Source organism: Aureispira anguillae (assembly GCF_026000115.1).
Taxonomy (GTDB): domain Bacteria; phylum Bacteroidota; class Bacteroidia; order Chitinophagales; family Saprospiraceae; genus Aureispira; species Aureispira anguillae.
In genome coordinates, this window is record NZ_AP026867.1 from 3,343,281 (window position 1) to 3,365,853 (window position 22,573).

The following is a 22,573-nucleotide window of genomic DNA, read 5'->3' on the forward strand; positions in this document are numbered from 1 at the left end:
ATAAATTGAATGAGATCTATTGGGGGAGTATCACTACTTCCTCAATAGGTTTTTATAAAAAATATCATAAAAATACATTTTGAGTTATACCCACTGTCACCCAACAGCATACTCAAAATTTTCATTTTACATTGTATATAATTAAATTAAGTCATGAAAACAATCGCAAGTATTGCCACTCTATTTTTTTTATTACCTCTTTTTTCTATTGCACAAACAGGTTCTATCTCTGGAACCGTTATTGATGGTGAATCTAAAGAACCAATCATGTTTGGCAATGTGGTCATTGAAAGCACAGGACAAGGTGTTAGTACCGACATGGATGGTAAGTATATTATTGCCGATTTGAAGGCAGGTACTTACAGCATCAAATTTAGTTATCTTGGTCTCAAAGATAAATTGATCGAAAATATTGAAGTCAAAGCTGGCGAAAGCACAGTTGTTGATGTAAAAATGGGAGAAGATCCTGTTGTTTTAGAATTAAACGCTACGGTTTCTGCGGAGCGTATTACCAATACAGAAACGGCTGTTCTTTCTATGAAAAAAGAATCTACGGCTGTATTGGATGGTGTTTCTGCTAAAGAAATTTCTAAAAGTGGCGACAACGATGCCGCTGCGGCCGTAAAACGTATTTCTGGTGTTACGGTAGAAGGTGGCAAATATGTTTATGTTCGTGGATTAGGTGATCGCTACGGAAAAACCACCCTTAATGGAGCAGACATTCCTGGTCTGGATCCCAATAAAAATACCGTCCAAATGGACTTATTCCCAACTAACTTGTTAGACAACATCTTAGTTTACAAAACATTTACTCCTAACCTACCTGGTGATTTCACAGGAGGATATATTGATGTTGTAACCAAAAACTTTCCAAGCAGTTTTACAATTAATGCTGGAGCTTCTATGTCTTACAACACACAAACTACTTTTAATAAAAACTTCTTGACTCAACAACGTGGAAGTACTGATTGGTTGGGTTTTGATGATGGAACACGTGCATTGCCTGCTACAATTACTCAATCGGGCGAAATTCCAAATTTACAAAATAATAACGCTGCTAATTTTGATTTTGATGGTGCGCAACGCTTAGTTGACATGACGCATTCATTTAGCAATACTTGGCAACAAATCCGTCAATCTGTTCCTTTTAACCACAGCTTTTCATTTGGTATTGGAAATAAATTTAAATTTGAAAACCAAACAGAATTGGGGGTTATTGGTGCGCTTTCTTACAATCGTAATTATAGCTTTTACGAAAATGGAACTTATGGTATTTACCAACTAACAGGGATGTATGACAACATCAATACCTTAACTTCTAATCTAGCTCTAAAAGATACCAAAGGTGTGGATGATGTATTGTGGGGAGGAATGGTTAATATTGCATACAAAATTAAGGCTTCTCATACCTTCAATTTTATGGTAATGCACAACCAAAGTGCTACGACTACTTCAAGATATTTGGAAGGAACAAAAGATGACGATAAAGACGAATTGTTCCAAACTCAATCTTCTCGCTTCTTGCAAAGAGGTTTAACGACCTTTCAATTGGGTGGAAAACACACTTTCCTAAAATTCAAAAACTTTGAAGTTAACTGGAAAAGTTCTTTTGCTCGTTCTACTCAAAAAGATCCTGACTTGCGTTACTTTACCAATCGATATGACGAAGAATATGACCTTTATAGAATCAAACCTTCTAGTGATCGTACCCCTTCTCGTTTTTATAGAAATATGGCTCAAGGTAACTGGTCAAATAAAATCGACTTTGTATTGCCATTAATCCATTGGTCAGATGCTGTTAAAGATAAAATTAAACTTAAAGCAGGTTTTGCACATGCTGCAAAAAACAGAACATTCCAAGAAAATAGATACAGCTTTGAAAACCAACAAATCAATTTTAATGGTGATTTAACAACTTATTTTGCTCCTAACAACTTAATTTCTATCAGTGAAACAGGAAGTAAATATGCTAATAATGGCAATGGTGTTTATATTGAAAATGCGCTGGATTCTGCCAACATTTACGATGCAAGCCAAAGTCTTTATGCTGGATATGGAATGATTGAGTTGCCAATTGTTAGTGGCTTAAACTTAATCACAGGTGCAAGAATTGAGTATACTTCTGTTCGACTAAAAACATACAGTCATAAAGTATTAACTGCTTATCCTGAATTGGATGGTATCCAAAATATTTTGAGCAACCTAGATGTATTGCCTGCTGTTAGTTTAAACTATGAACCTACCAAAAAAATGAAGATCCGTGCTGCTTATTCTCGTACCTTGGCTCGTCCATCCTTTAGAGAGTTGGCTCCATTTACTTCTTTTGACGTAGAAGGTGGTTATGCCTTTGTAGGAAATCCGAGTTTACAACGTACCATTACGGACAATGCTGATTTGCGTTGGGAATTTTATCCAACGAATAAAGAGTTAATTTCGGTTAGTGCTTTTTACAAAAACTTTACCAATCCTATTGAGCGTACCTTTAACCCTAAAGCACTTAATCCTGAGATTACTTATAGAAATGTTGACAATGCTTACTTAGCTGGAGTAGAGTTAGAGGTTCGTAAAAACCTTGGTTTTATTAGCCCTGTACTAGAAAACTTGCAAATTGGAGCAAACTTCTCTTATATTTATTCTCAAACAACGATTGATGCTGAAGAGTTAAAAGCAATTCGTGCAGAACATCCAAACGCTCCTAGTACTCGTGAAATGTATGGACAATCACCTTATTCTGTAAACGGTCTATTGTCTTACAAAAATGATTCTTTAGGACTTACTGCCAATGTTGTATTTAATGTATCAGGTCCAAAAATTTCATTTATCTCTATTGGTGGTACACCAAATACTTATGTACAACCACGCCCTTCTTTAAACATCAACATCAGCAAAAAACTAGTAAAAGGTCTTTCTATCAAAGTTTCTGCTAGCAATATCTTGATGAGCCCATACCGTGAAAGTATTGAGTTCAAAGGCAAAACCTACGATGTTTCTTATTATGAGCCTGGTATGAATTTCTCTTTGGGAATTAAGTACAACTTTGAAAAACAATAGAATGCTACTATAATTAATATTGTCCTACACTATTTATAGTTTATTTATTTGGCAATAATGATTGTAATTATATACATGGATCTTTCTAAAGATCACAAGCGCTTGGGATGGGTACCTAAGCGCTTTTTTTGTTTTATGAGGTTAACCTAAAAGCTCAATTGAGCTAAAAAATAAAAAAATTGAAGATATGACAAGAGGATAATAATTGCCATATCTTCAAACTACATCAACTCTCTTTAATCTAGTACTACTCTCCTCCTTCTTCTCCTTCTTCCTCCTCGTCGCCCTGAAGAGCATCCATAGCACTCTTTAATTTCAACACCTTTTTTAACCAATCAATCAAGCTTTTCATTTCATCACTATCGTTATCGCTATCTTCTAGTAGTTTAATTAAATTTGCAAGAACATCTTTAGGAATACTAGAACTATTTTGCCCAAGTGCTGCTTGGGTGATTGCTGCCAAAGAAGAACCTGCTGTTAAGTTACTCAAAGCTTGCTGACTCAATAACGCATTTGCAAAATTAAACGGAGTAAGTCCTGCATTTTGGTACTGGCTTAGATTCCCTGTAGTAATTGCAGGAGCAGAATCAGGACACTGTTTATCTGTCCAATCCCAAAATACAGTATTATCAATTGTTTCACAACTACCACATTGCCCAAGTACTGCTTCGCTAAATACATTGCCCGTAGGTGCATACAAAATCGTTTCCTCCTGTATAGGAGCAGTAGCAGGACTCAGCGGTGCAATCGTTGCAAAAGCCACCCAATCTCCAATAACTCCTAGTGGAACATTTTCAATTGCATCCAATAAGGACTGCCCAAGATAGGTATAAGTTGCAAATCGAATAGCTCGTTCGTTTTCATCCTCTAGCATCCAAAATATTTTATAATAATATAGCTTATTGCAATTTAAATGTTGCAGTAGATTGTTTTCACAGCAAGTCTTAGCAGCCTCCAACTCCTGTATAGCAGTAGGTTGATCGTCTGTAGGCGGTGCTAAGTCAGGATATTGCGGGCTGATCGCTGTATCTAACATTTTTTCTTCCTTTTTAAGTTCTAAATCGTTAAGTCCTTGGTTAAAGAAAAAATATTGATTTCCAGGATCTTCTTGGCATTCATAGCTTATAGATAAATTACTTAAAATAATTTTATTACTTCCCCTTAATTCCAAACCTACTTTTGTTAGATCATCAATACAAGTTGGAGGGATTGGTACTTCTACCGTATAGGTAGTATTTTTTCTATACTTACTATCTCCAGTATGAGGAATATAAAATTTTTGATTGGAACCATTAATTTCAAGTATAAAATATAGGCTACCTTCAGACCCTGCCCAAGTTCTATCGGCAGTCCGCACACTTACAAAAAGCTTGGTCACTGTAGCAGGACAAGTCTCCCCTGAACCTCCCGTGCCCGATGTCCCGTCATCTATTTCCTCAGCACTACAATCGCAAGTATATTCTTCTAGGCAAATACTATCTAGGCATTCTATTAAAGCTTGATCTAGCAATACCTCTCTTAAAATATGACGTTTTGCTAAAACATCTTTAATGGTAAAACAAGGAGTAGAATACTGTATAAATACAGCGTCTCGATGTCCCTGTTCAATCGTTGTCAATTTGATATTTTGAACAATTTCATAATACATCAACGTTAGGGTATGACAGTGATTATGATTTCGCAAATGACGAGTTGTAGTATTACGAGATTCGGATTGAGTCGTTTCATAAATGGCAACACTATTATAGCTAGAATATGAATTGGAGAGCTGACGATGCGTTTCATTGATTTCTTGTACCATCTCTGTCGTAGATTTCCTGCTTCCCATAGCATAACCTGTTGTTACCCCAAGTGGAATACCTTTGACCTTAAGCGTTGCCGAAACTCCTACATTAAATTTGTGCTCTGTGAGTTTTGATTTTATAAATTCCTGCACAGACTTGCTGCGTATTACATCATTTTCTAACGCCTCACTTCGGGTTGTTGATTCACTTCGAACAGAACGATCTTTTCGGAACCAATTTTCTACAGCAATATTAACGGACTCGCAGGGAGCTAAAGAAACCGAATAATTTAGATCTCCCAATGAATAACCATAGGGCTCAAAACAAGATTCATAGAGATTAATTGTTCCTGTTTGCAAGCTTAAAGTTTCTGATCCAGCCGTTGAGGTCAATTCTAGTGTTTGGGTACTATCTTTATCCAATTGATAAACAGTTATACATTCTACAGGTTGTGTATCAGGAAGTAAGGCTTCACAAGTTAAGGCTTGTGGTTCTTTCCCTTCTGTATAATGAGGATCGTGGCATTTGCAAGGTTTTTTCTCTGTGTCATCAGCATTTCCTGTTGCAGTATTAGCAGGGTCTTGAGTCTGTGTATTTTCTTCAAAAGTTTGGCAACTACTTCTAAAACCTGTTCGATGAAAAAAAGGAATAAAATCATGATCTAACATATCCGCCTTCTGAATAGAAGGAATATTTTCTCGCTTAATTGTAGCTGCAACTTCACAACTTATCATTATAGTTTGTACTCCCTCCCCATTTGTTGCGACAACAAAATCGCTCATCGGCATTTTTAGATCTTCGTATCCTAGTGGGTAAATATAAATTTCTTTATGGCGCTGTAAATGATCTCTTGCAATTTTGAAAGAGACATAGCCATTCGCATTGGTTGCTAGTTTCCCCTGAATATTCAAAAAGGTGCCATTCTTACCTAAATTTTGCTCTATAGCAATAATAATTGGCAGGTTTGCATAAGGGCGTCTTTTTTCTTTGGATAAAAAGATTGCACGCACGCCAAATTTTGGTCCAGAATAACCAGATAATTTTTTTAGTTGTTTCATGTTTTAATTGAAGGTTAAATTAAAAATTCTGCCTAGTCTTTTACGACAAACTACAAAGATGTCTAATACAGGAATTACAAAACCATAAGGTTCTCTAATTAGAATAAAGAACTATAAACAATCACCCCCTTGGTTCTATATAATGGTTACTTACAAACAAAACCACACCTGTATAACAAACTAAAGGTCAAGCCAATAAAAAACAGCACAAAACAATAATAAATAATATTTTTTTTAATTATTTTATTATAAATCTAGAAAAAAAACACCAATTATTACACTACAAATAAATATATTTAAAATTTACTTACTTATTAATAAACAACCCATTAAGAAAAAACATGCTTCAAAAACATCCTTTTTTGTCACTAGAGTAGTGATTAATTTTCTATCCTCTTTTTCTTTTATAAACGGCAGGCTGTACGACAAAGAATACTGGTAAGATTATAAAAAAAAGGCTGCCTGAAATAAAATCAGACAGCCCTTAATTCTTAGTGCATAAGGTTATATTTTTTTCGTTCAATCTCTCAAACAGAAGCTTTACTATTCCGCATAATACGCTTTTAAGTTTTGACCAATAGAAGCCTTTAATATTTTTAATCCTAAAGAACGAGCTTCTATCCCAGGTAATCCCTTGTACATAAAATGTGTTTCCAAGGTTTGTAATGCATCATAATAAGAAAACCTCAATAAAGTATACATATTTTGCTGCAATGGACTTTTTTCATTTAGCGATTTCAGATTTTTCCAAAGTCTACCATTCCATTTTTCCAATTCTTCAATTTCTTGGTGGGCAACGGGTTGAGGAAAAACATATAATTTATTGATCGCATTGCTATTTTTTAACGTTGTTTTATGATCCGCAAATTCCTTAGAAACTAACCACAACACACGCATTTCCTCTACCTCCATAAAAGAACCACAATCACTAGATACTGCATAATCATCACGGCGATTCTGCCAATAAGGAACAAAAACTTCTTGTGTTATCTTAGGGTGGCGTTCAAACAACCAACAAGGCATATCTGGGCGTTCCTTTAGTACTTCATACATTGCTTTTAGGTGACGAATGAGTTGCCCAACCTCTTCATAAGAATATTTCATGCTGAAATCATATCTTGTTTCACCTCTATACCCTTTAAAAACCGTAGACAAGGCATTATTCATTAAAGCATTGACAGTAGCCGTCTTGTCTTTGATGGCAACATCCCCATTTAAATAAATATAAGCCAAATAAATTTTTGAAATAGGGTTTTTAAATTGCTTTAACCCTGCTGCTGCTGTTGCAGGGTCATTGGGAATCATATTGATATAATACTGTAAGGTAAATTTTTCGATCTCGCTAGTTGGTGCTAAATCTTCTGCCATTCTACTATGACGAAGGTAACGCTCATTGGTTTTCTTATATTTAATAAGAGCAGATTTGGTGCTGGAAGTTAAGACCCCATTAGATTTAGCAGTATAAAGCTGTTGTTGGATTAAAAGCTCTTGTAAGGCTCGAACAGAATTGCGGACAGCACCAGAGTTTTGTCCATAACTACTAGATCGTTCAAGGTCAAACTTCCCCACTTTATGCAATACCTTTTCGCTTACTTTCTTGATAAAAACATCTTTGGGACCACGAGTTTGAATGCGTGCTTGCACTGCTTCGGCTTCCCTTCTAGTATAATATGGTCCTGCGGCCACACGCACCTTACTATCGCTAAGTTGTGCTACCAATTGAGGAGACAACCGTTGCCAGTCTGGCCAATAAATGTCTGCTTGTTGGTCATAAGTAGCCAACTGAACAATATAAACAGCTTCATTTTCTTTCAGGCTTTTTTTAACCAAATAAGCATCCTTAAAGCCTTTCTTTTTGACTAATCCTAATTTATATTGTGCCGTACTCTTCTTAGAGTAGGTTCCCATCATTATTTGATACAAACTATTCTCTTGCTGAACGGAATAAACGTAACCAATAGAATGTAAGGATTTAAATTTCTTATATTCTGGTGAAGCGTAGATTGCCAATTGTATTTCATACACATCATCCTGTGCTTGAGCCGATAAGAAGCCCAATAAAAACCAAGGAAGAATAAATAAGTTTAGAAGATTTTTTTTCATGTTTATTGGTATAATTTCAAGTTCTATAAAGATGACTAGGTATATAAAATACATCTAGGGTTTTTAGCTTGGTAAGATACATATTTGATCTGAGGATTAAAAAAAATGAAAATCATTTTTCCACCTCTCCACTATAACAAATTGACTTACACAAACTTACTAATTCGCAATAAAAACTTAAGCTACAAAAGTTTGAAACAAAAAGCTAGGTATGCCTACATTCTTTCTAAGTTTTCTATTTTTGTTATCTTCAAAACTAATCTATCTGTTGTTTTTTAGGTTGCCAACTACCCTATTTACCCAATCACTAAACACTAAGTTAACTCATTCAATAATTAAGTAACTACGCATAATCAATCCTGCATAGTTATTTAACCTAATAAAAGATACTTTTTTATCTTTTCCACTTTGCTTTGCTCATGAAATTGTTAACAGAAAAGCAAAACATCTACGGAGTATTATGATTACAAAAAGTACATTAAATTAACACCCTACTACGGATTTTTATTTTATGAAAAAACAATTATTCTTAATATACTTAATTTCTATCTTTTTAGTATCTAATTTGTATGGTATTAATGGAATTTCTATTTTAGCAAGTCGAACCTTATTAGAAAATGAGTTGGTACAGAAGTCTGTTGACGATTGTTTAGTTTTGTTAAAAAAAGCATGCCAATGTGAAGTAAAAATCAACGACCGTTCTCAAGAAATTCTATTATTCCTACCCAATATAGACACCAATAATTTGATGCTTTCTTCTACTTTGGGGAACAACGCATCTTATCCTTATATCGATTATCCAATTCATCATTATGAATGGACCTCGCAGAGAGTCAACCAACAAATTCACCTGCAACTCAATACCGCTAATTTTATAGGCATTAGCTTTGGGCTTTATGGGCTTCTTCAAGAGCAACTTTGGTTTGCATTCTATCACCCTAAAGAGAGCATTATTCCCAATTTAGAATTTTGGCCCCTAACAGAAGATTTTACTTGGAAAGCGACCCCTCGTTTTGAGAAAAAGGGATTCCACCTACACACCATGCACCCTTTAGAATTAACAGAACCATTGCTCAACCCAGATTGCCCTAATGGCATTGCACAAATTAAAGAATATATAGACTGGCTGGTTCGTAATCAACAAAATTATTTCGAATTCAATCTCTTAGAGTCTGAAGACCTAAATCGTTGGATAGATTACATAAAGCCTGCGGTTGATTATGCACACGCCCGTGGTATCTTAATAGGGTTAGATGTTTCTCTCCACATGACCCAACAGAAAGCATTTATGCTTTATCAAAGCTTCCCTGCTTCGCTCAAAAGTGCTAAAAAACAAATCGCACAAAACTTAGCAATCCTCTTTCAGGCAGATTGGGACATTATTGCCATGGAAACCTCCCAAACAGAGTTTACCAAAGGGAATGAATCCAAAACGCAAGCATTGCAATTATATATCACGGATCTAATTGTTAATAAATACCACGCTCATCTAGCAGGTCGTCAGCATGTTGTAAAAAATGAAAATTTACTCAATAAGGTTGCTTCTGCTGACAGCCTAACACAAGCACAACAACACTTAGATGCCAACCGTGCTGTTTATATCCATACCGTTATGTTTTATGGCTTAACAGACAAGAAGGCTCCTGTATATAAAAATGAAAATCTACTGCATTTGTTAGATTTATTAAAAAAGGAAAAGGAGGTCAGAGAAACCTGGTATTTTCCAGAATCTTCTTACTGGATAACGTTTGATCATTCCGTTCCCATGCTCTTAATGCCCTATCTACAAACACGTTTAGACGATATTTTGTTAATGGACTCATTGAATGTAAAAGGGCATCTAACCTTTAGTTCTGGTTGGGAATGGGGCTATTGGTTAATCGATTGGAGTATTGCAAGGTGGTCTTGGGAACATACATTTAATCACAAAACACAAAAACCTAGAGCCACACAATTTTTAGCAGATCTTTTTCAGGATCAATCCATTGTCGATCAGTTTAATAATCTTGGCAAGCTACAACAAAAATACATCAAAGAGGACCAACTCATACGATATATGGTCGCTCAAACCGTAACAGATGAACTCCCCGCACCTTTTAATATTGAGTTTCATCCTCGTCCAGAAAAAAGTTATAAATGGATGCGAAAAAGGGCAAATCAAGACGATATTCAAATCATTACTAAAAATGTGATTCAGCCTCTTTTAGAATTTGCAACCTTGGGAGATGCTAGCATCAATGAGCTCTCCACACAAGATTATTCGTTAACTGCTACACAAAATAAAATCTTAAAAGAGCTAACTTGTGCATTATCTGTTACCAATTTAAGAGCCAAACACAAAGCACATACGCTAGCTTTTTTATTGGGCAAACGAGCAGCATCTTTAAACAAAACTTCAGATTCTAATTGGAAAGAACATTTGGTCAATGCTCAAACTACACGTTTACAAGCTCAAAACTTGGTTACATTACAAGAGCAAAACTACCGCTATCCTATCGATTTAATTGCGAGAAAAATAGAAAATGGTGGAAAAACTGCTTATGATTTTGGCTATCTCTATCCTGTTAGCAACTTACATTTTTGGAAACGGGAAGAAGAGCAAATTATTCAAGATAAATACGGTCCTTTTTTTATGTCCATTTGGGATATCCCTCGTATTCTGGGCATTGTTGATTAGTGAGAATTGAATCATTTTAATTGTTTCCTTTATTTAGAATAAGTTTAAAGATTGACTTACTCAATGCTCCTAAGCTGAAAACTAAAGTATTTTTCTTATTTTAAGCCTCAATTTAGAAAACAGCCCCTTAGTGTTAAGTTATTTTTTGCACAAAATCATAAGAATAACACTCCATGGATTAGCTTTGTTATTAATGTGCTACGCTATTATACAAGCTAGCAAACTTAGGGCATCTGTTTTTAAACTTAAATGACCAAAAGCACATAAAACTAATCCTATTTTTCACGGAGTAAAGTAGAAATCAATCATCAATTTTAGATACAATCATGGATAATAAAAAACTGAATGTGCCAATTATGGCAGATTTGCACGCAGAAGGAAAAAAACCTGAAGTTTTGTTTTGGGTTGGTTGCGCAGGAAGCTTTGACCAACGTGCTCAAAAAATTACAGTTGCTTTTTGTAAAATTTTGAACGAGTTAAATATCAATTATGCCATTTTAGGAAAAGAAGAGTCTTGTACAGGAGATCCTGCTCGCCGTGCGGGTAATGAGTTTGCTTTTCAAATGAAAGCACAAGAAAATATTATGGTGCTCAATACTTATGAGGTTAGTAGAATTGTCACTACTTGTCCCCATTGTTTTAATATTCTAAAAAACGAATATCCTAAAATTGGTATGTATGATGCTCAGGTTATGCATCATTCTCAATACCTACAACAACTCATAGATGATGGACAACTCAAAGTAGATGGAGGTGCTTTTCAAGGAAAAACCATTACTTACCACGATTCTTGCTATTTGGGACGTGCAAACGAGGTTTATAATGCTCCTAGAAATGTTCTAAAAGAACTTGATACCAATCTCGCTGAAATGGCGGAAAACAAATCTAGAGGACTCTGTTGTGGTGCTGGTGGTGCTCAGATGTTTAAAGAAGATGAAAAAGGAGATCGACGCATTAACTCGGCTCGTACCGATCAGGTTTTGGACACTAAGGCTAATATTGTAGCTGCTAATTGTCCTTTTTGTATCACCATGTTACAAGATGGACTAAAGGAACGTGAAAAACAAGATGTTATGGTTTTAGATTTATCTGAACTCATTGTACAATCCAATAAGCTATAAATAATGATCGATTATAATCAATTTCCCAACGAATCTAGAGTTTGGATTTATCAAAGTAACACTGCTTTTTCGGAGGAACAAGCCAACTTATTGCGCAAAAAATTACAACATTTTGTTGCTCAATGGCAGAGTCACGGTGCGCCTGTAAAAGCTTGGGCTGACATCAAATACAACCGCTTTATTGTTCTTATGGTTGATGAGAATCAAGAAGCACCTAGCGGTTGTTCTATTGATTCTTCTGTTGCTATGATCAAAGAAATTGAAGTCGAAATGAATGTTGACTTATTCGATCGACTCAACTTTGCCTATAAAACCGACTCGTCTACCGTTGAATCTGCTGATCGTATTGATTTTTCTAATTTATATGCTTCAAGTATCATTAACGACCAAACTATTGTATTCAACAACTTAGTCAACACAAAAATTGACCTAGAAAATAAATGGGAAGTTCCTTTAGCTGACTCTTGGCATGCCAATATGGTTTAAAACCAAATACGTCTCAGCTACTATTCTACCCTCTGCCAATAGCGGTGTAACTAAAAGATCTGTTGAAACAGCTAAGTTTCTAATTTTTTAGCACTGCCTTTTTAATAATACTCCGCTGATTAGTTCCCTGTGGTCATGAGCGCTGCGCTTAGTTATTCCCTACGGTCATGAGATAGTTTTTTAACAAAAAACATAAAAAAGCAGTGCCTTCGCTTTTATAGCTTTGGCTATAAGCATGCCCAGTTCACTGCGTTCATGTATCAATTTGATAATCAGTCTTTTAACACCTTGATCAATAAAAGTCTATTTTACTGATTATCAAGTTGATACGATTTTATAGCGGAGTAGTGTTTTAAATAAGCTTTAAGTAATAAATCGTATGCAGTCTATAAACAGACAACATGCGTTTTTTTGCTTAAAGCTTATGTTTTTTATTCCAATCTATACCATCATTTATTATTCTTTTTTGCAAAAACGCTATTAATTAAACGATCAATTGACCTTGATAATGAGGTTTTTAATTAAAAAAATCTATATTTGTTTAGGTTATTAAAAATCAGTTTAAGCATCAAACATTATATCTGCTGCTACAAATAATATATATCGGATTTCTGTAACCAGTGAAAATTCCCCCTAATCTCTTATTAAAAATAAAAAACTCTTTGACTAGTTCTACAAAAAATAACTGATTCGCCAAAAAGAGCCCAAGCAATATTACCAATATTCTCTTTCAAAGAGTTTTGAATCCCAAATTGATATGAATACACCATTATTCCTGTTGGTAGGAACAATGCTTCTTAGCTTATTCCTTAACCAACCTTCAATTAATTCCAATATTATGTCCTACAACAAAGAACAAATCACTGCCATTAAGGAAGCTTACCTCAAACTCCAACGCCTTAACCAGCATTGTAAAAAACATCAGCTGCAAGTTTCCAACATTTTTTCCAAACAAGAGCTAAAGGAACTAAAAGAAGGAAAACTATTCTTACAACAAATACTCCAAAACCCTGAGGTGAAAGCAGCTGTTTTAGCTGATCTGCCTTTGACTTTAAAGGCTTTTGTGGAGAAGATTACGATTTGGATAAGAGATTTTAAAGTCGAACTTGAAACGATAGAGGATCAAGAAACTCTTCTGTCTGTAAAAACAATAATAGGGTATTTAAAACCTAGTATTATTTCTGGGAAACTCCCTATCAGCCAACAAATTTGGCAGCCCATAGGCTCTGCTTTAGATGGCTTAGAGGAAAAGGCAACTCCCAAAGCCCTTGCTGCTGCTATTATTCAAGGCTTGGATGCTTTTTCCGTAGATCTAAAAACGGAATATAAAACCAATAAAAAGGAGTTTTATTGTAAAATCAAACAACAGGATTTTGATGCGCTTATTATTCAGCCCAATGATTTTGTGCTTTGGTTGAATGAAGAAACAGCAAAAGAAGCCAAAGAGGCTGCAAAAGAAGCCAAAGAAGCTACACTAAGAGCAACGGAAAAAGCAGCAGAATCACTTAAAGATTTTGGTAAAGAACTAAAAGAGAGTCAAAAAGATGAAATTGCCAAATTAGAAGCCTTGGCTACCTATGGTGATACTAGTGATATAGAACTTTCTATATTGGATATTCGATCTTTAAAACAGAACCAAGAAATCATTAGCATGCCTTTTTATGGTTTAAATTATTGGAAAAACCTACAAAGCAAGGTCTTTTTTGCAATAGAGCAAGAAAAAAATATGATCACTCTTGGGCAAGCTAAAAATATTGCAAAAAAAATATTAGAAACTTCTCTTCCCCCTTCTGAAATTGAAGCGCTCTATGAGGCGTATCTGAAAAAAGAAGGTTATGTAGGGCTTATGTATCCCTCTGGATTTGCAGCATGGTTTAACGATAGTCGCAGTAGATTAGACAGCAGTGCCTTCAAAAAAGAATTGGATACTTGGATTGATAAAATGCGAGGCTGTATTGGCAAAAAGAAAGACCGTTTAAGAGAAAACAAACGGCTTTTTATGATTCGCCCCAAAGCCTTTATTGAGGAGTTGAAGCCTTTATTTAGTCAACTCTTAGATCCTATAGGTTCTAATCCTGGGGAACTGATATATGAAGCTATTGCCCATGAACTAGCGACAATAGAGCATCTACCCAAAGTAAGCATTGACCAAATTGATGAATTATGGCAAAAAGGACTGTCTAGATGTAGTATTGATGAATTTGCCAAAGATGCTTATACCCGAACGATTTTAAACCATGTAGAATATCAAGAGCAGGCTTTGGATGCAGCGGCTAATTTATTGCAGGCATTGCCCATTGATACCAATATTGTAGATGCGCTTTATCATGCACGATATATTACCAAGAGCTTACCCAAACCTGAAACGAATGGCAAAAAGCTCTTGTCAATCTTTAAATTGCAGGCAACCAATGGAAGAGCCCAAAGTTTAGAAATACACTTGGAGAATGGTCTAAGATTGTTGCCGCAAGAACTGAAAAATGTGGGGGCTTATATGCCAGTGCCTACTCAAGATGTGGAGTTGGCTAATGTCAAAAGTGACAGTTATTTGGTGGAACTCGAAAATGTGACGATTGGTAAAACAAGACAAGAAACCGAGGCGAATGAAACATTGGTGATTTATACGCCTATTACCTATAAACTAAATGTTCGTGATACTTCTCAACAGACTGTTATCCAGGAACAAATGAAGTCAGCACTTAATATGCTTGACCTTAATGTCGGCGATCTTGTTACGGGAGGAGAACTCTCTAAAAAATTGGGCAAGGATAGTGCCTTGGGTGGGAAATTGTTGAATACAAATATTAGTATCTGTGGCGATGATTATGGTAATATTGAAAAAATTGAAGCCGAATTTACACTTATGGGGATAACCTTTGTGGTTGGACATGGACGAAAAGGCTTTATTGCTCAATTTAAGAGTCCCTTTGCTCCAACGCCTGAAAAAAGACAGTTCACTTATGGAGACAGTCAATTTACGTTATACCTTTCTTGCACTTACAAAGGGGCATTGAGGTTTTTAACAACCAAACAATACGAAGTTGAAACAATTAACGGACAACTTGGTATGGCAAAGGGCACTTATTCAACGGATAAGATGGAACTAAAGGAGTTTCATGGTTCGCCTTTCTTTTCTAAAATTAGAGTAGAAAATATAGATAAGTAATAGGATATATATTATTTTTACCCCAACCTTTAAACAACTCATAATATATGCTAAACCAAAAATTGATAAATTTACAAAAGGCTTGTAAGGAATGGTTAGATGCTTATGATGGGCTCAAAGACCAGTCTGCTTATCAAGTAGCGTATGGAAAATATAAAGAACTAGAAGAATTCTGTGCAAATGTTTTGGATTCCCAATCTAGTGCTATAAATAAAGAGATAGAAGAAATGGCACCAGAAGTTATGGAAGCACAGGATTTATTAAACGATTTTTTATTACAGTTAAAACAAGTCCAGTTACAGAAGGGATAAACTGTAATAGTTTTAGAACATAAGATTTAATTTTAATAACGATTATCACGAATAGATTTTATGAGCAGAGAGATGTTCTGATTTTTCTCTTTAGCAAAGAAGCAAAAACGTACATCCTTGGAAAGGCTGTGCGTCTTTTGATGATGAAGATAAAGAGAAAAAGGCTACATCTATCCATACAACTTTATTCGTGATAATCGTTAATACCTAACAAAGCTCTTTTTTAGGCTGATAGCAGCGCTATCAAGGCTCAAAAAGCTGCCGATAGGGGCAAAATTCAAACATTTGCAGCTTGAAGATAAAATTTAAAGATGCTCTTAGTTCTTTGGCATCCCCAAATAAATTACCTATAAATTATTTTTCACGATAAAACACTAAAACATGAGTCTTTTTTATGCTGTATTAAGCTTGGTTATAAACTTAGTAATAATTTTAGCTTTTATGCTAATTATTAGAAAACTTACTTTATGGTATTGGCAAATTGATCGACTTGTAAAAGGGATAGAGGATATGAACGAGCTTGCTCTTTTAGTTTTACAAAAAGATCTGGAAGAAAAGAAAGTAACTGTTATTAATATACCAACAAACCGAGAGGTTGAATTAACAATAAAAGAATATTTAAATCATCCTAACAAGAAATCGTATAAACTTAAATAAAATCGTCCGAGTACTCGTAGCCATCGGTTTGTTTACTTTTTAATATGATTTTACCTCTTGGGGTAAAAAATTGATTAGTATTATTCTATAGGTGAAATATAAAACCGTTTTTCAATGGGTGCGGATGCCAAACAACTTAAGGAATGGACGGCTTTGGTGCATCCTGCTTTTCTTTTATAAAACTAAGTAGATGGACAAAATTAGTAGTTTAAAAATTGGAGTATATTTTTTTCGCTAACGACTTGCAAAACGTAGCTTTAGCGGGCTAAAGCGAGGCTTTTCAAGGAAGCTTAGCGGACAAAAGAGATTCAATTTAATGTTAATTATTTTTGTCCACCTACTTACTTATTTGGACGACAATCGAGATATTGTGCCTCCTTATCAATATAAGTAAGTACCACAAGTAAATTTTTTTGAAAAGACTCTCCCCCCTTCCCTAAAAGGGCAATCTGCTTCTCTAGGAAGCTATGAAAAATATAGAACACTTGGCATCTTTTTAAGCGCTTTGGAATGCTCAAAATTAATGAGAAAAATAAATCTATAAAGCCAATATCTTGACAACGATAACAATACAAAAATCACTAAAATATTTTTTGTCACAGCCTAATCAAGCCCAATTTTAGAATGTATAAACTGCCATCAAACCCACCTAAATTATCCAAATTTAATATTGAAATGACTAATTTATGCATTCATTTTTACGCTAGAAGCCTTTTTTTTCGTAAAAAAAACGTTATTTTTTTATTAAAATCAAATTAAAATTTTACACAAAAAAAACAATTTTATTCGTAAATAATTGCCACTAAAAACTAAAATTACAGTTGACTATCAAGCTATTTAGTTCAAAAACCAATTACAAATTAACTTTGCATTTCATGTCACAAAAAGTCCAAAAAAAAGAAAAACCAACGGTAATACTTTTGTTTTTCTCCCATTAAATGATGTAAATTGAAATTCTAATACACATTCAATTATTTATTTAACACATAGGTAGCAACAGATATGGCAGAACACACCAACCGTCCCGATACCTATACAAATCCCTAATCGATTATGGCATTTATTCGTCGTGGTAAACTTAAAAAGAAGCAAACTATAGGTTATAAAGTAGTGGTAGTAGTAGGAGATGATAGCACTGAAAATTTAGTGAATACAGTAGATGTAGCTATCCCCACTGTAGAAGGACAACCCGTTCCCTCTCCCAATAACATGACATTGCCACTAAAAGTAGTAAAAGAAAATGGCAACAAACGCTTTGTTTTTAGCGATTTGTCCTTTAGTGAAGATGCGGTTAATTATCCTTACGAGATGATTAGCACCATGAAAGACAGCAACAACAAACAAGTTGGAGAGCCCCTTAAAGCCATTGTAGAAGTAGAAGACGATGGAGACAGTAGAGTACGTTCTGTTAGCATTCGTCAATTGGACGAAACCAATTTTAGACTAAAAGCAGTTATTGTTGGCGATAGCGAAAATAATGTTGATTCTGTAGACATTATTTGTTCTGATTTCTCTGGACCAGAACCCATTCCTGTAGAGCTAACCTTAACCAATCCTAAAGTTATTGGTGGCAAAAAGGTATTTAAAAATAACACCTTCACTTTTGACGATCCTGCAGCTGCTGCCGATGAAGTATATGTAGTTATTGTTGATTTAAAAAACAAAGAAGGAGCTTCTATTGGCTCAACAGAATATACGGTTGTTGTCGAAGGTTTGGAAGAGGCATAAACAACACCAATCCTCCATTTAAGAAAAAACAAAGCTATCTCCCAACCAATGAGATAGCTTTTTTTATACTAGTTTAGCTTTTTAACGACACATAATTTTTACAACTATAACCTTTGTTTTTTTTTATAAACGCCCCTACCCCACTGCCTTAATTTGATTCATCGATTCATTCATTTATTTTTATTAGTTCCTCCTTTTAATAAAAATAATATTTAGATTGTTAAAGCATCAAAATACGCCCCCAAAATTTAACATTAGTACAATTTTACGTATTTTCCCCAAGTTAGAACAACATTAAGACACTGCAAACATTCCTTCTATGCGTTCCATTCTAAAAACTGGTCTTTTTTTCTGCATCTTTTTATTATTAATTGGTGGAATTTATGCTTTTCAAGAAGCTCCCCCAATAAATAATACCCTTCCTGTTGATTTGCAAATTTCAAAAAAAGAAGCAGAAGCCTTGGTTAATGAAGGTGCATGGGAAGAAGCCATCACAATCTATAAAGAAGTACAAAAAAAATGCAAGGTACTTGGTTTAGAAGCAATTGCCATTGATTTGTATGAGGAATTATTAGCCATCACTATTCTTAGAGATGATTTGGAAATTGTGGATAAAATTGCTGTCATCAACCAATGCAAAAAACAAGAAGAACATCCCAATTTTAAGGGCATTTACTATGGAGCTTTAGCGCATTTATTTGCCTTCTATGGTGAAGTTGATTCTTTGAATAAATATTATTCGACTGCTTCTCAAATTTATACTCAAGAGAATCGATTTAAATTAGCAGGAAATCTTAATGCTACCCTTGCGCTTGAATTTTATATGTTAGACGATTTGCAAGCTGCTAAAACTTTTTTGGAGCAAGCAGAACAAATCTTAAATGAACAATTAAAACCTCATCATTTAGATCTACCCAATATTTATAATGTTCAAACTTTAATTTATGGTGATTTAGGGGAATATGATAAAGCTTTAAAAAGTAATTTAATTAGTATAAAAATATTAGAAGAGGACAAACTAAGTCATGCTTTAGATTTAGCCTATGAATATAATAATTTAGCCACGATATATGGTTCCCTAAAGGATTATAATAATTCTTTAAGTTATTATTTAAAAGCCTTACATTTAATTGAAGGTTCTAAAGATTACCCTAAAACTGAGTCTGCAAGCCTTATTTACAATATAGCTGCAACATACTCTGAGCAAAATAATTTCAAAGCAGCAAAGCAGGCATCTCTTAAATCCTTATCTTACCTTGATTCCTCTAAAGAAGAAAATAAAGATGTTTTAGCAGATTACATTAATAATTATCATCAATTAGTTCGTTGCTATAGCCATTTTGGGGATTTAGATTCTGCTGAATTTTATATACAAAAAGCAGAACAAATAAATAAAACTTTTCCTTATAGAATATCTAGAACCTATATTAATTATGCTCAAATTTCATTAGAGCAAAAAAAGTTCATTAACGCAAAAGAGTATACACTAAAAGCCCTTTCTAAGGGTTTAGAAACCTATGGAAACAAAAGTGAATTGGTCTCCAATGCCTATAATTTATTAAGCGATATAGCAACATCACAAAATAAAAATAAGGAGGCACTAGAATATGTTCAACAAGCTCTAGAAGCCATTAGCATTGATTTTTGTGATCCCAATGGGCTAAGCAATCCCAAGTTAGACAACATACTTTATAAGGGAGAACTGCTATCTACATTACAACGCAAATTAGTGGTCTTAAAAAAACTCTATCAGCAAGAAACAACAACTGTAGATGCCAGCGCTATTTATGCCAGTGCCAAACTAGCAACAGAAACCCTAGAACAAATGAATCGAGGCATGAAAGATGTCAATTCTAAACGTTTTTGGCTGAACACAAAAGTAATCCCTCTATTTGAAGCAGCAATTTTAACTGCTTTGGAGATTGCTGAAAAAACAGGCGATGACAATTACATCAATGAAGCCTTTATTTTGTCCGAACGAAGCAAATCTATGCTTATGACGGATGCCATGCAAGAAGCCAATGCTTCTAATTTTGGAGGAGTGCCTGATAGTTTGTTAGAGCGTTTGCATTCGTTGCAAAAATCATTGGCAGAAGCCGAAAAAAAGCGTTTTGATGCCCATCTCGCTAAAGATTTAGAAACCGAAAAAGTGATGAAAGAGGTTATCTTTGATCATAAACATCATTTGGATCTATTAAAACATAAATTTGAAAAGCAATATCCTAAATATTACGCACTAAAATATGAGACCTCTGTTGCTTCCATTGCTGACATTCAAAATGCATTAAGCGAAAAAACCACTTTTATTGAATTTTTTGAAGGAGAGGATAACATCTATGCCTTTTCAATTAATAAAGAAAGTGCTCATGTAGAAACCATCAAAAAAGAAGCAGATTTCCAAATTACAATCTACAGTTTTCAACGTGCATTAATGAATTCCAAAGCATTCCAAAACAAACCTGGTATTGTTTATAATAAATTCATAAAAGAATCTCATTATTTTTATAACAAATTGCTTAAAAATTGCGTAAACAAACAAGCAGAACGTCTTATTATTGTTCCTGATGGTCTACTGGGGTATTTACCTTTTGAGGTTTTGCTAACCCACCCCATTACAGCCCTCAAACAAGGAACAGATAAAGGAGCTGATTTTTCGACGCTCCCCTATCTAATTCGTGATTATAAGATTAGCTATAATTATTCTGGTAGCCTTTTAATTGCTCAACAAGCCAGCCAAAAAAATATTATTAATGGTAACATATTAGCTTTAGCTCCCTCTTATGCCGCCAAAAAAACTCCAGAATGGAGAGGCAAACGTGAAGTTGAATTGCGACAAAATTTAATTGAACTACATGGAGCCGAAAAAGAAGTGGCTAGACTAGAAGAGCTTTATAATGGTAGTTTTCATATTGGAGAACAAGCCAATGAAGCTACTTTTAAAAATTGTGCTCACAAACATGGAATTTTACATTTGGCCATGCATGGCTTAGTTGACAAAAAGAATCCAGAGTTTTCGGGTTTGGCTATGACAGAAGACATGAGTAAAACAGAAGACAACTTTTTATATGCTTACGAAATCAAACAATTAGGATTACAAGCAGGGTTGGTTGTTCTTAGTGCTTGTGAAACTGGCATTGGAAAATACCAACGAGGCGAAGGTGTTGTAAGTATTGGTCGTGGTTTTATGTATGCAGGTGCCCCTGCCCTGTTAATGACACTTTGGAGCCTTAACGACCAATCTGGTGCTGTAATTATCGAGCAATTTTATAAAAATTTGAGCGAAGGCATAGAAAAAGATGAAGCAATTCGTCAAGCCAAATTATTTTACTTAAAACACTATCCAGCAGAATATACACATCCTTTTATGTGGGCTGCTTTTATTCAAGTTGGAGATTACTCTAGTGTATCAATCAATCATAAAAGTGATTGGGAAATTTACTTAGGAATACTATTAATTGCCATCTTATCTGTTTTTCTAGGTATCAAATTGCGAAAAAAAGACATAAAGTAAATATAACGGATTCTTCCCCTTTAAGAATCTCTATTTAGTAATACAAACTAACCCACTTAATGATCTCTTTTAACAAGGGTAGCATCATCTATTTGCTATTCATTTACGTCCCGTATGCCGTATTATTGCCTCTACTCGTCCCACAGTACAAAGGCAATAAACAGTTTTTTTATGCCCAAAAACAAGGGTTTTCTTTCGTTACTCAACTCTTAAGTAGTCACAATATTACCTCCTACCCTCATTTTGCCAAAGCCTTTCAATCAAACGGTTTTATACCTTCGGCTATTGCTTATTTTTTATCCGTAAGCATTTATTTTGAATATTTCTCACTTGAATTCATATAAAGTCATCCTCCAATCTAAGGCAACAGATAACAACAGATAAAACATAATTTATAACACAAGTAAACTATCTTTTTCACCAGCCCATTAAACTTATAAACCAAGGGCACCAACAATTAACACAATTTTTAACTTTTAAATCCAAACCAAATATGCCAATTATAAGAAATATCAAAACTAAGCAGAAGAAAAATGGAACTAGTTATCAAGTAACTGTAACAGTAGGTGAAGATACTACCAATAGTGTAAAGACCGTTGATGTTTATATTCCTGCTGTTTCGGGGCAACCTGATCCTGAACCTGAGAATGTTACCCTCAATTATTCGGGCACTAGTGGTGAAGATCGAATTTTTTCCTATGAAGACTTGGGCTTTAGTTCCAATGCAGCTGGATTGACCTATGAAATGACTGCTACGATGAAAAATAACACTGGTGGTACAATAGGTACTCCTGTAGCAGAGCCTGTATTGGTTGAGGAATACAACGAAGAAGCATAAAAACATCAAATTAAGCTTCTTTTTTGAAGTTTATTTAAAATAATTTTCAATAAGCTATCTCATTTTTTGAGATAGCTTTATA

At 34.6% G+C, this 22,573-nt stretch carries 12 protein-coding genes; 10 read left to right on the forward strand and 2 right to left on the reverse strand.

Annotation, left to right across the window (positions count from 1 at the left end):
- The first annotated feature begins 153 nt into the window (after positions 1–153).
- A complete protein-coding gene (locus AsAng_RS12895; RefSeq protein WP_264793207.1) occupies positions 154–3,051 on the forward strand; it encodes a TonB-dependent receptor in 2,898 nt (965 codons plus the stop codon).
- A gap of 247 nt (positions 3,052–3,298) precedes the next feature.
- Here the strand turns inward: AsAng_RS12895 and AsAng_RS12900 are convergent, their stop codons facing one another.
- Together AsAng_RS12900 and AsAng_RS12905 are read right to left on the reverse strand one after the other, a co-directional pair.
- Positions 3,299–5,893: a hypothetical protein gene (locus AsAng_RS12900; RefSeq protein ID WP_264793208.1), complete on the reverse strand. Its 2,595-nt coding sequence runs from the start codon at positions 5,891–5,893 to the stop codon at positions 3,299–3,301.
- Positions 5,894–6,436: 543 nt separating this feature from the next.
- Positions 6,437–7,996: an SPOR domain-containing protein gene (locus AsAng_RS12905; RefSeq protein ID WP_264793209.1), complete on the reverse strand. Its 1,560-nt coding sequence runs from the start codon at positions 7,994–7,996 to the stop codon at positions 6,437–6,439.
- A gap of 511 nt (positions 7,997–8,507) precedes the next feature.
- Here AsAng_RS12905 and AsAng_RS12910 point away from each other — a divergent pair.
- The 9 genes from AsAng_RS12910 to AsAng_RS12950 all read left to right on the forward strand — a co-directional run bounded on the left by AsAng_RS12910 (position 8,508) and on the right by AsAng_RS12950 (position 22,491).
- A complete protein-coding gene (locus tag AsAng_RS12910; protein WP_264793210.1) occupies positions 8,508–10,673 on the forward strand; it encodes a hypothetical protein in 2,166 nt (721 codons plus the stop codon).
- 326 nt (positions 10,674–10,999) lie between these two features.
- Positions 11,000–11,794, forward strand: a complete 795-nt coding sequence (locus AsAng_RS12915; RefSeq protein WP_264793211.1) for a (Fe-S)-binding protein — start codon at positions 11,000–11,002, stop codon at positions 11,792–11,794.
- Between the two features lie 3 nt (positions 11,795–11,797).
- Positions 11,798–12,280 (forward strand): hypothetical protein, encoded by a 483-nt coding sequence (locus tag AsAng_RS12920; protein WP_264793212.1) that lies wholly within the window; start codon positions 11,798–11,800, stop codon positions 12,278–12,280.
- Positions 12,281–13,037: 757 nt separating this feature from the next.
- A complete protein-coding gene (locus AsAng_RS12925; RefSeq protein WP_264793213.1) occupies positions 13,038–15,446 on the forward strand; it encodes a hypothetical protein in 2,409 nt (802 codons plus the stop codon).
- 47 nt (positions 15,447–15,493) lie between these two features.
- A complete protein-coding gene (locus AsAng_RS12930) occupies positions 15,494–15,757 on the forward strand; it encodes a hypothetical protein (RefSeq protein ID WP_264793214.1) in 264 nt (87 codons plus the stop codon).
- Between the two features lie 381 nt (positions 15,758–16,138).
- The gene (locus AsAng_RS12935) at positions 16,139–16,414 is read left to right on the forward strand and encodes a hypothetical protein (protein ID WP_264793215.1); all 276 of its coding nucleotides are present in this window, start codon (positions 16,139–16,141) and stop codon (positions 16,412–16,414) included.
- Between the two features lie 1,053 nt (positions 16,415–17,467).
- Positions 17,468–18,142: a hypothetical protein gene (locus AsAng_RS12940; protein WP_264793216.1), complete on the forward strand. Its 675-nt coding sequence runs from the start codon at positions 17,468–17,470 to the stop codon at positions 18,140–18,142.
- Positions 18,143–18,461: 319 nt separating this feature from the next.
- Positions 18,462–21,653, forward strand: a complete 3,192-nt coding sequence (locus AsAng_RS12945) for a CHAT domain-containing protein (protein WP_264793217.1) — start codon at positions 18,462–18,464, stop codon at positions 21,651–21,653.
- Between the two features lie 493 nt (positions 21,654–22,146).
- Complete coding sequence (locus AsAng_RS12950) at positions 22,147–22,491, forward strand: hypothetical protein (protein ID WP_264793218.1); 345 nt, start codon at positions 22,147–22,149, stop codon at positions 22,489–22,491.
- Positions 22,492–22,573 lie beyond the last annotated feature (82 nt).

Excerpts from the sequence above, each read along its gene's own strand:
- AsAng_RS12895 (WP_264793207.1), top strand. The coding sequence starts at position 154 with ATGAAAACAATCGCAAGTATTGCCACTCTATTTTTTTTATTACCTCTT.
- AsAng_RS12900 (WP_264793208.1), bottom strand. The coding sequence starts at position 5,893 with ATGAAACAACTAAAAAAATTATCTGGTTATTCTGGACCAAAATTTGGC.
- AsAng_RS12905 (WP_264793209.1), bottom strand. The coding sequence starts at position 7,996 with ATGAAAAAAAATCTTCTAAACTTATTTATTCTTCCTTGGTTTTTATTG.
- AsAng_RS12910 (WP_264793210.1), top strand. The coding sequence starts at position 8,508 with ATGAAAAAACAATTATTCTTAATATACTTAATTTCTATCTTTTTAGTA.
- AsAng_RS12915 (WP_264793211.1), top strand. The coding sequence starts at position 11,000 with ATGGATAATAAAAAACTGAATGTGCCAATTATGGCAGATTTGCACGCA.
- AsAng_RS12920 (WP_264793212.1), top strand. The coding sequence starts at position 11,798 with ATGATCGATTATAATCAATTTCCCAACGAATCTAGAGTTTGGATTTAT.
- AsAng_RS12925 (WP_264793213.1), top strand. The coding sequence starts at position 13,038 with ATGAATACACCATTATTCCTGTTGGTAGGAACAATGCTTCTTAGCTTA.
- AsAng_RS12930 (WP_264793214.1), top strand. The coding sequence starts at position 15,494 with ATGCTAAACCAAAAATTGATAAATTTACAAAAGGCTTGTAAGGAATGG.
- AsAng_RS12935 (WP_264793215.1), top strand. The coding sequence starts at position 16,139 with ATGAGTCTTTTTTATGCTGTATTAAGCTTGGTTATAAACTTAGTAATA.
- AsAng_RS12940 (WP_264793216.1), top strand. The coding sequence starts at position 17,468 with ATGGCATTTATTCGTCGTGGTAAACTTAAAAAGAAGCAAACTATAGGT.
- AsAng_RS12945 (WP_264793217.1), top strand. The coding sequence starts at position 18,462 with ATGCGTTCCATTCTAAAAACTGGTCTTTTTTTCTGCATCTTTTTATTA.
- AsAng_RS12950 (WP_264793218.1), top strand. The coding sequence starts at position 22,147 with ATGCCAATTATAAGAAATATCAAAACTAAGCAGAAGAAAAATGGAACT.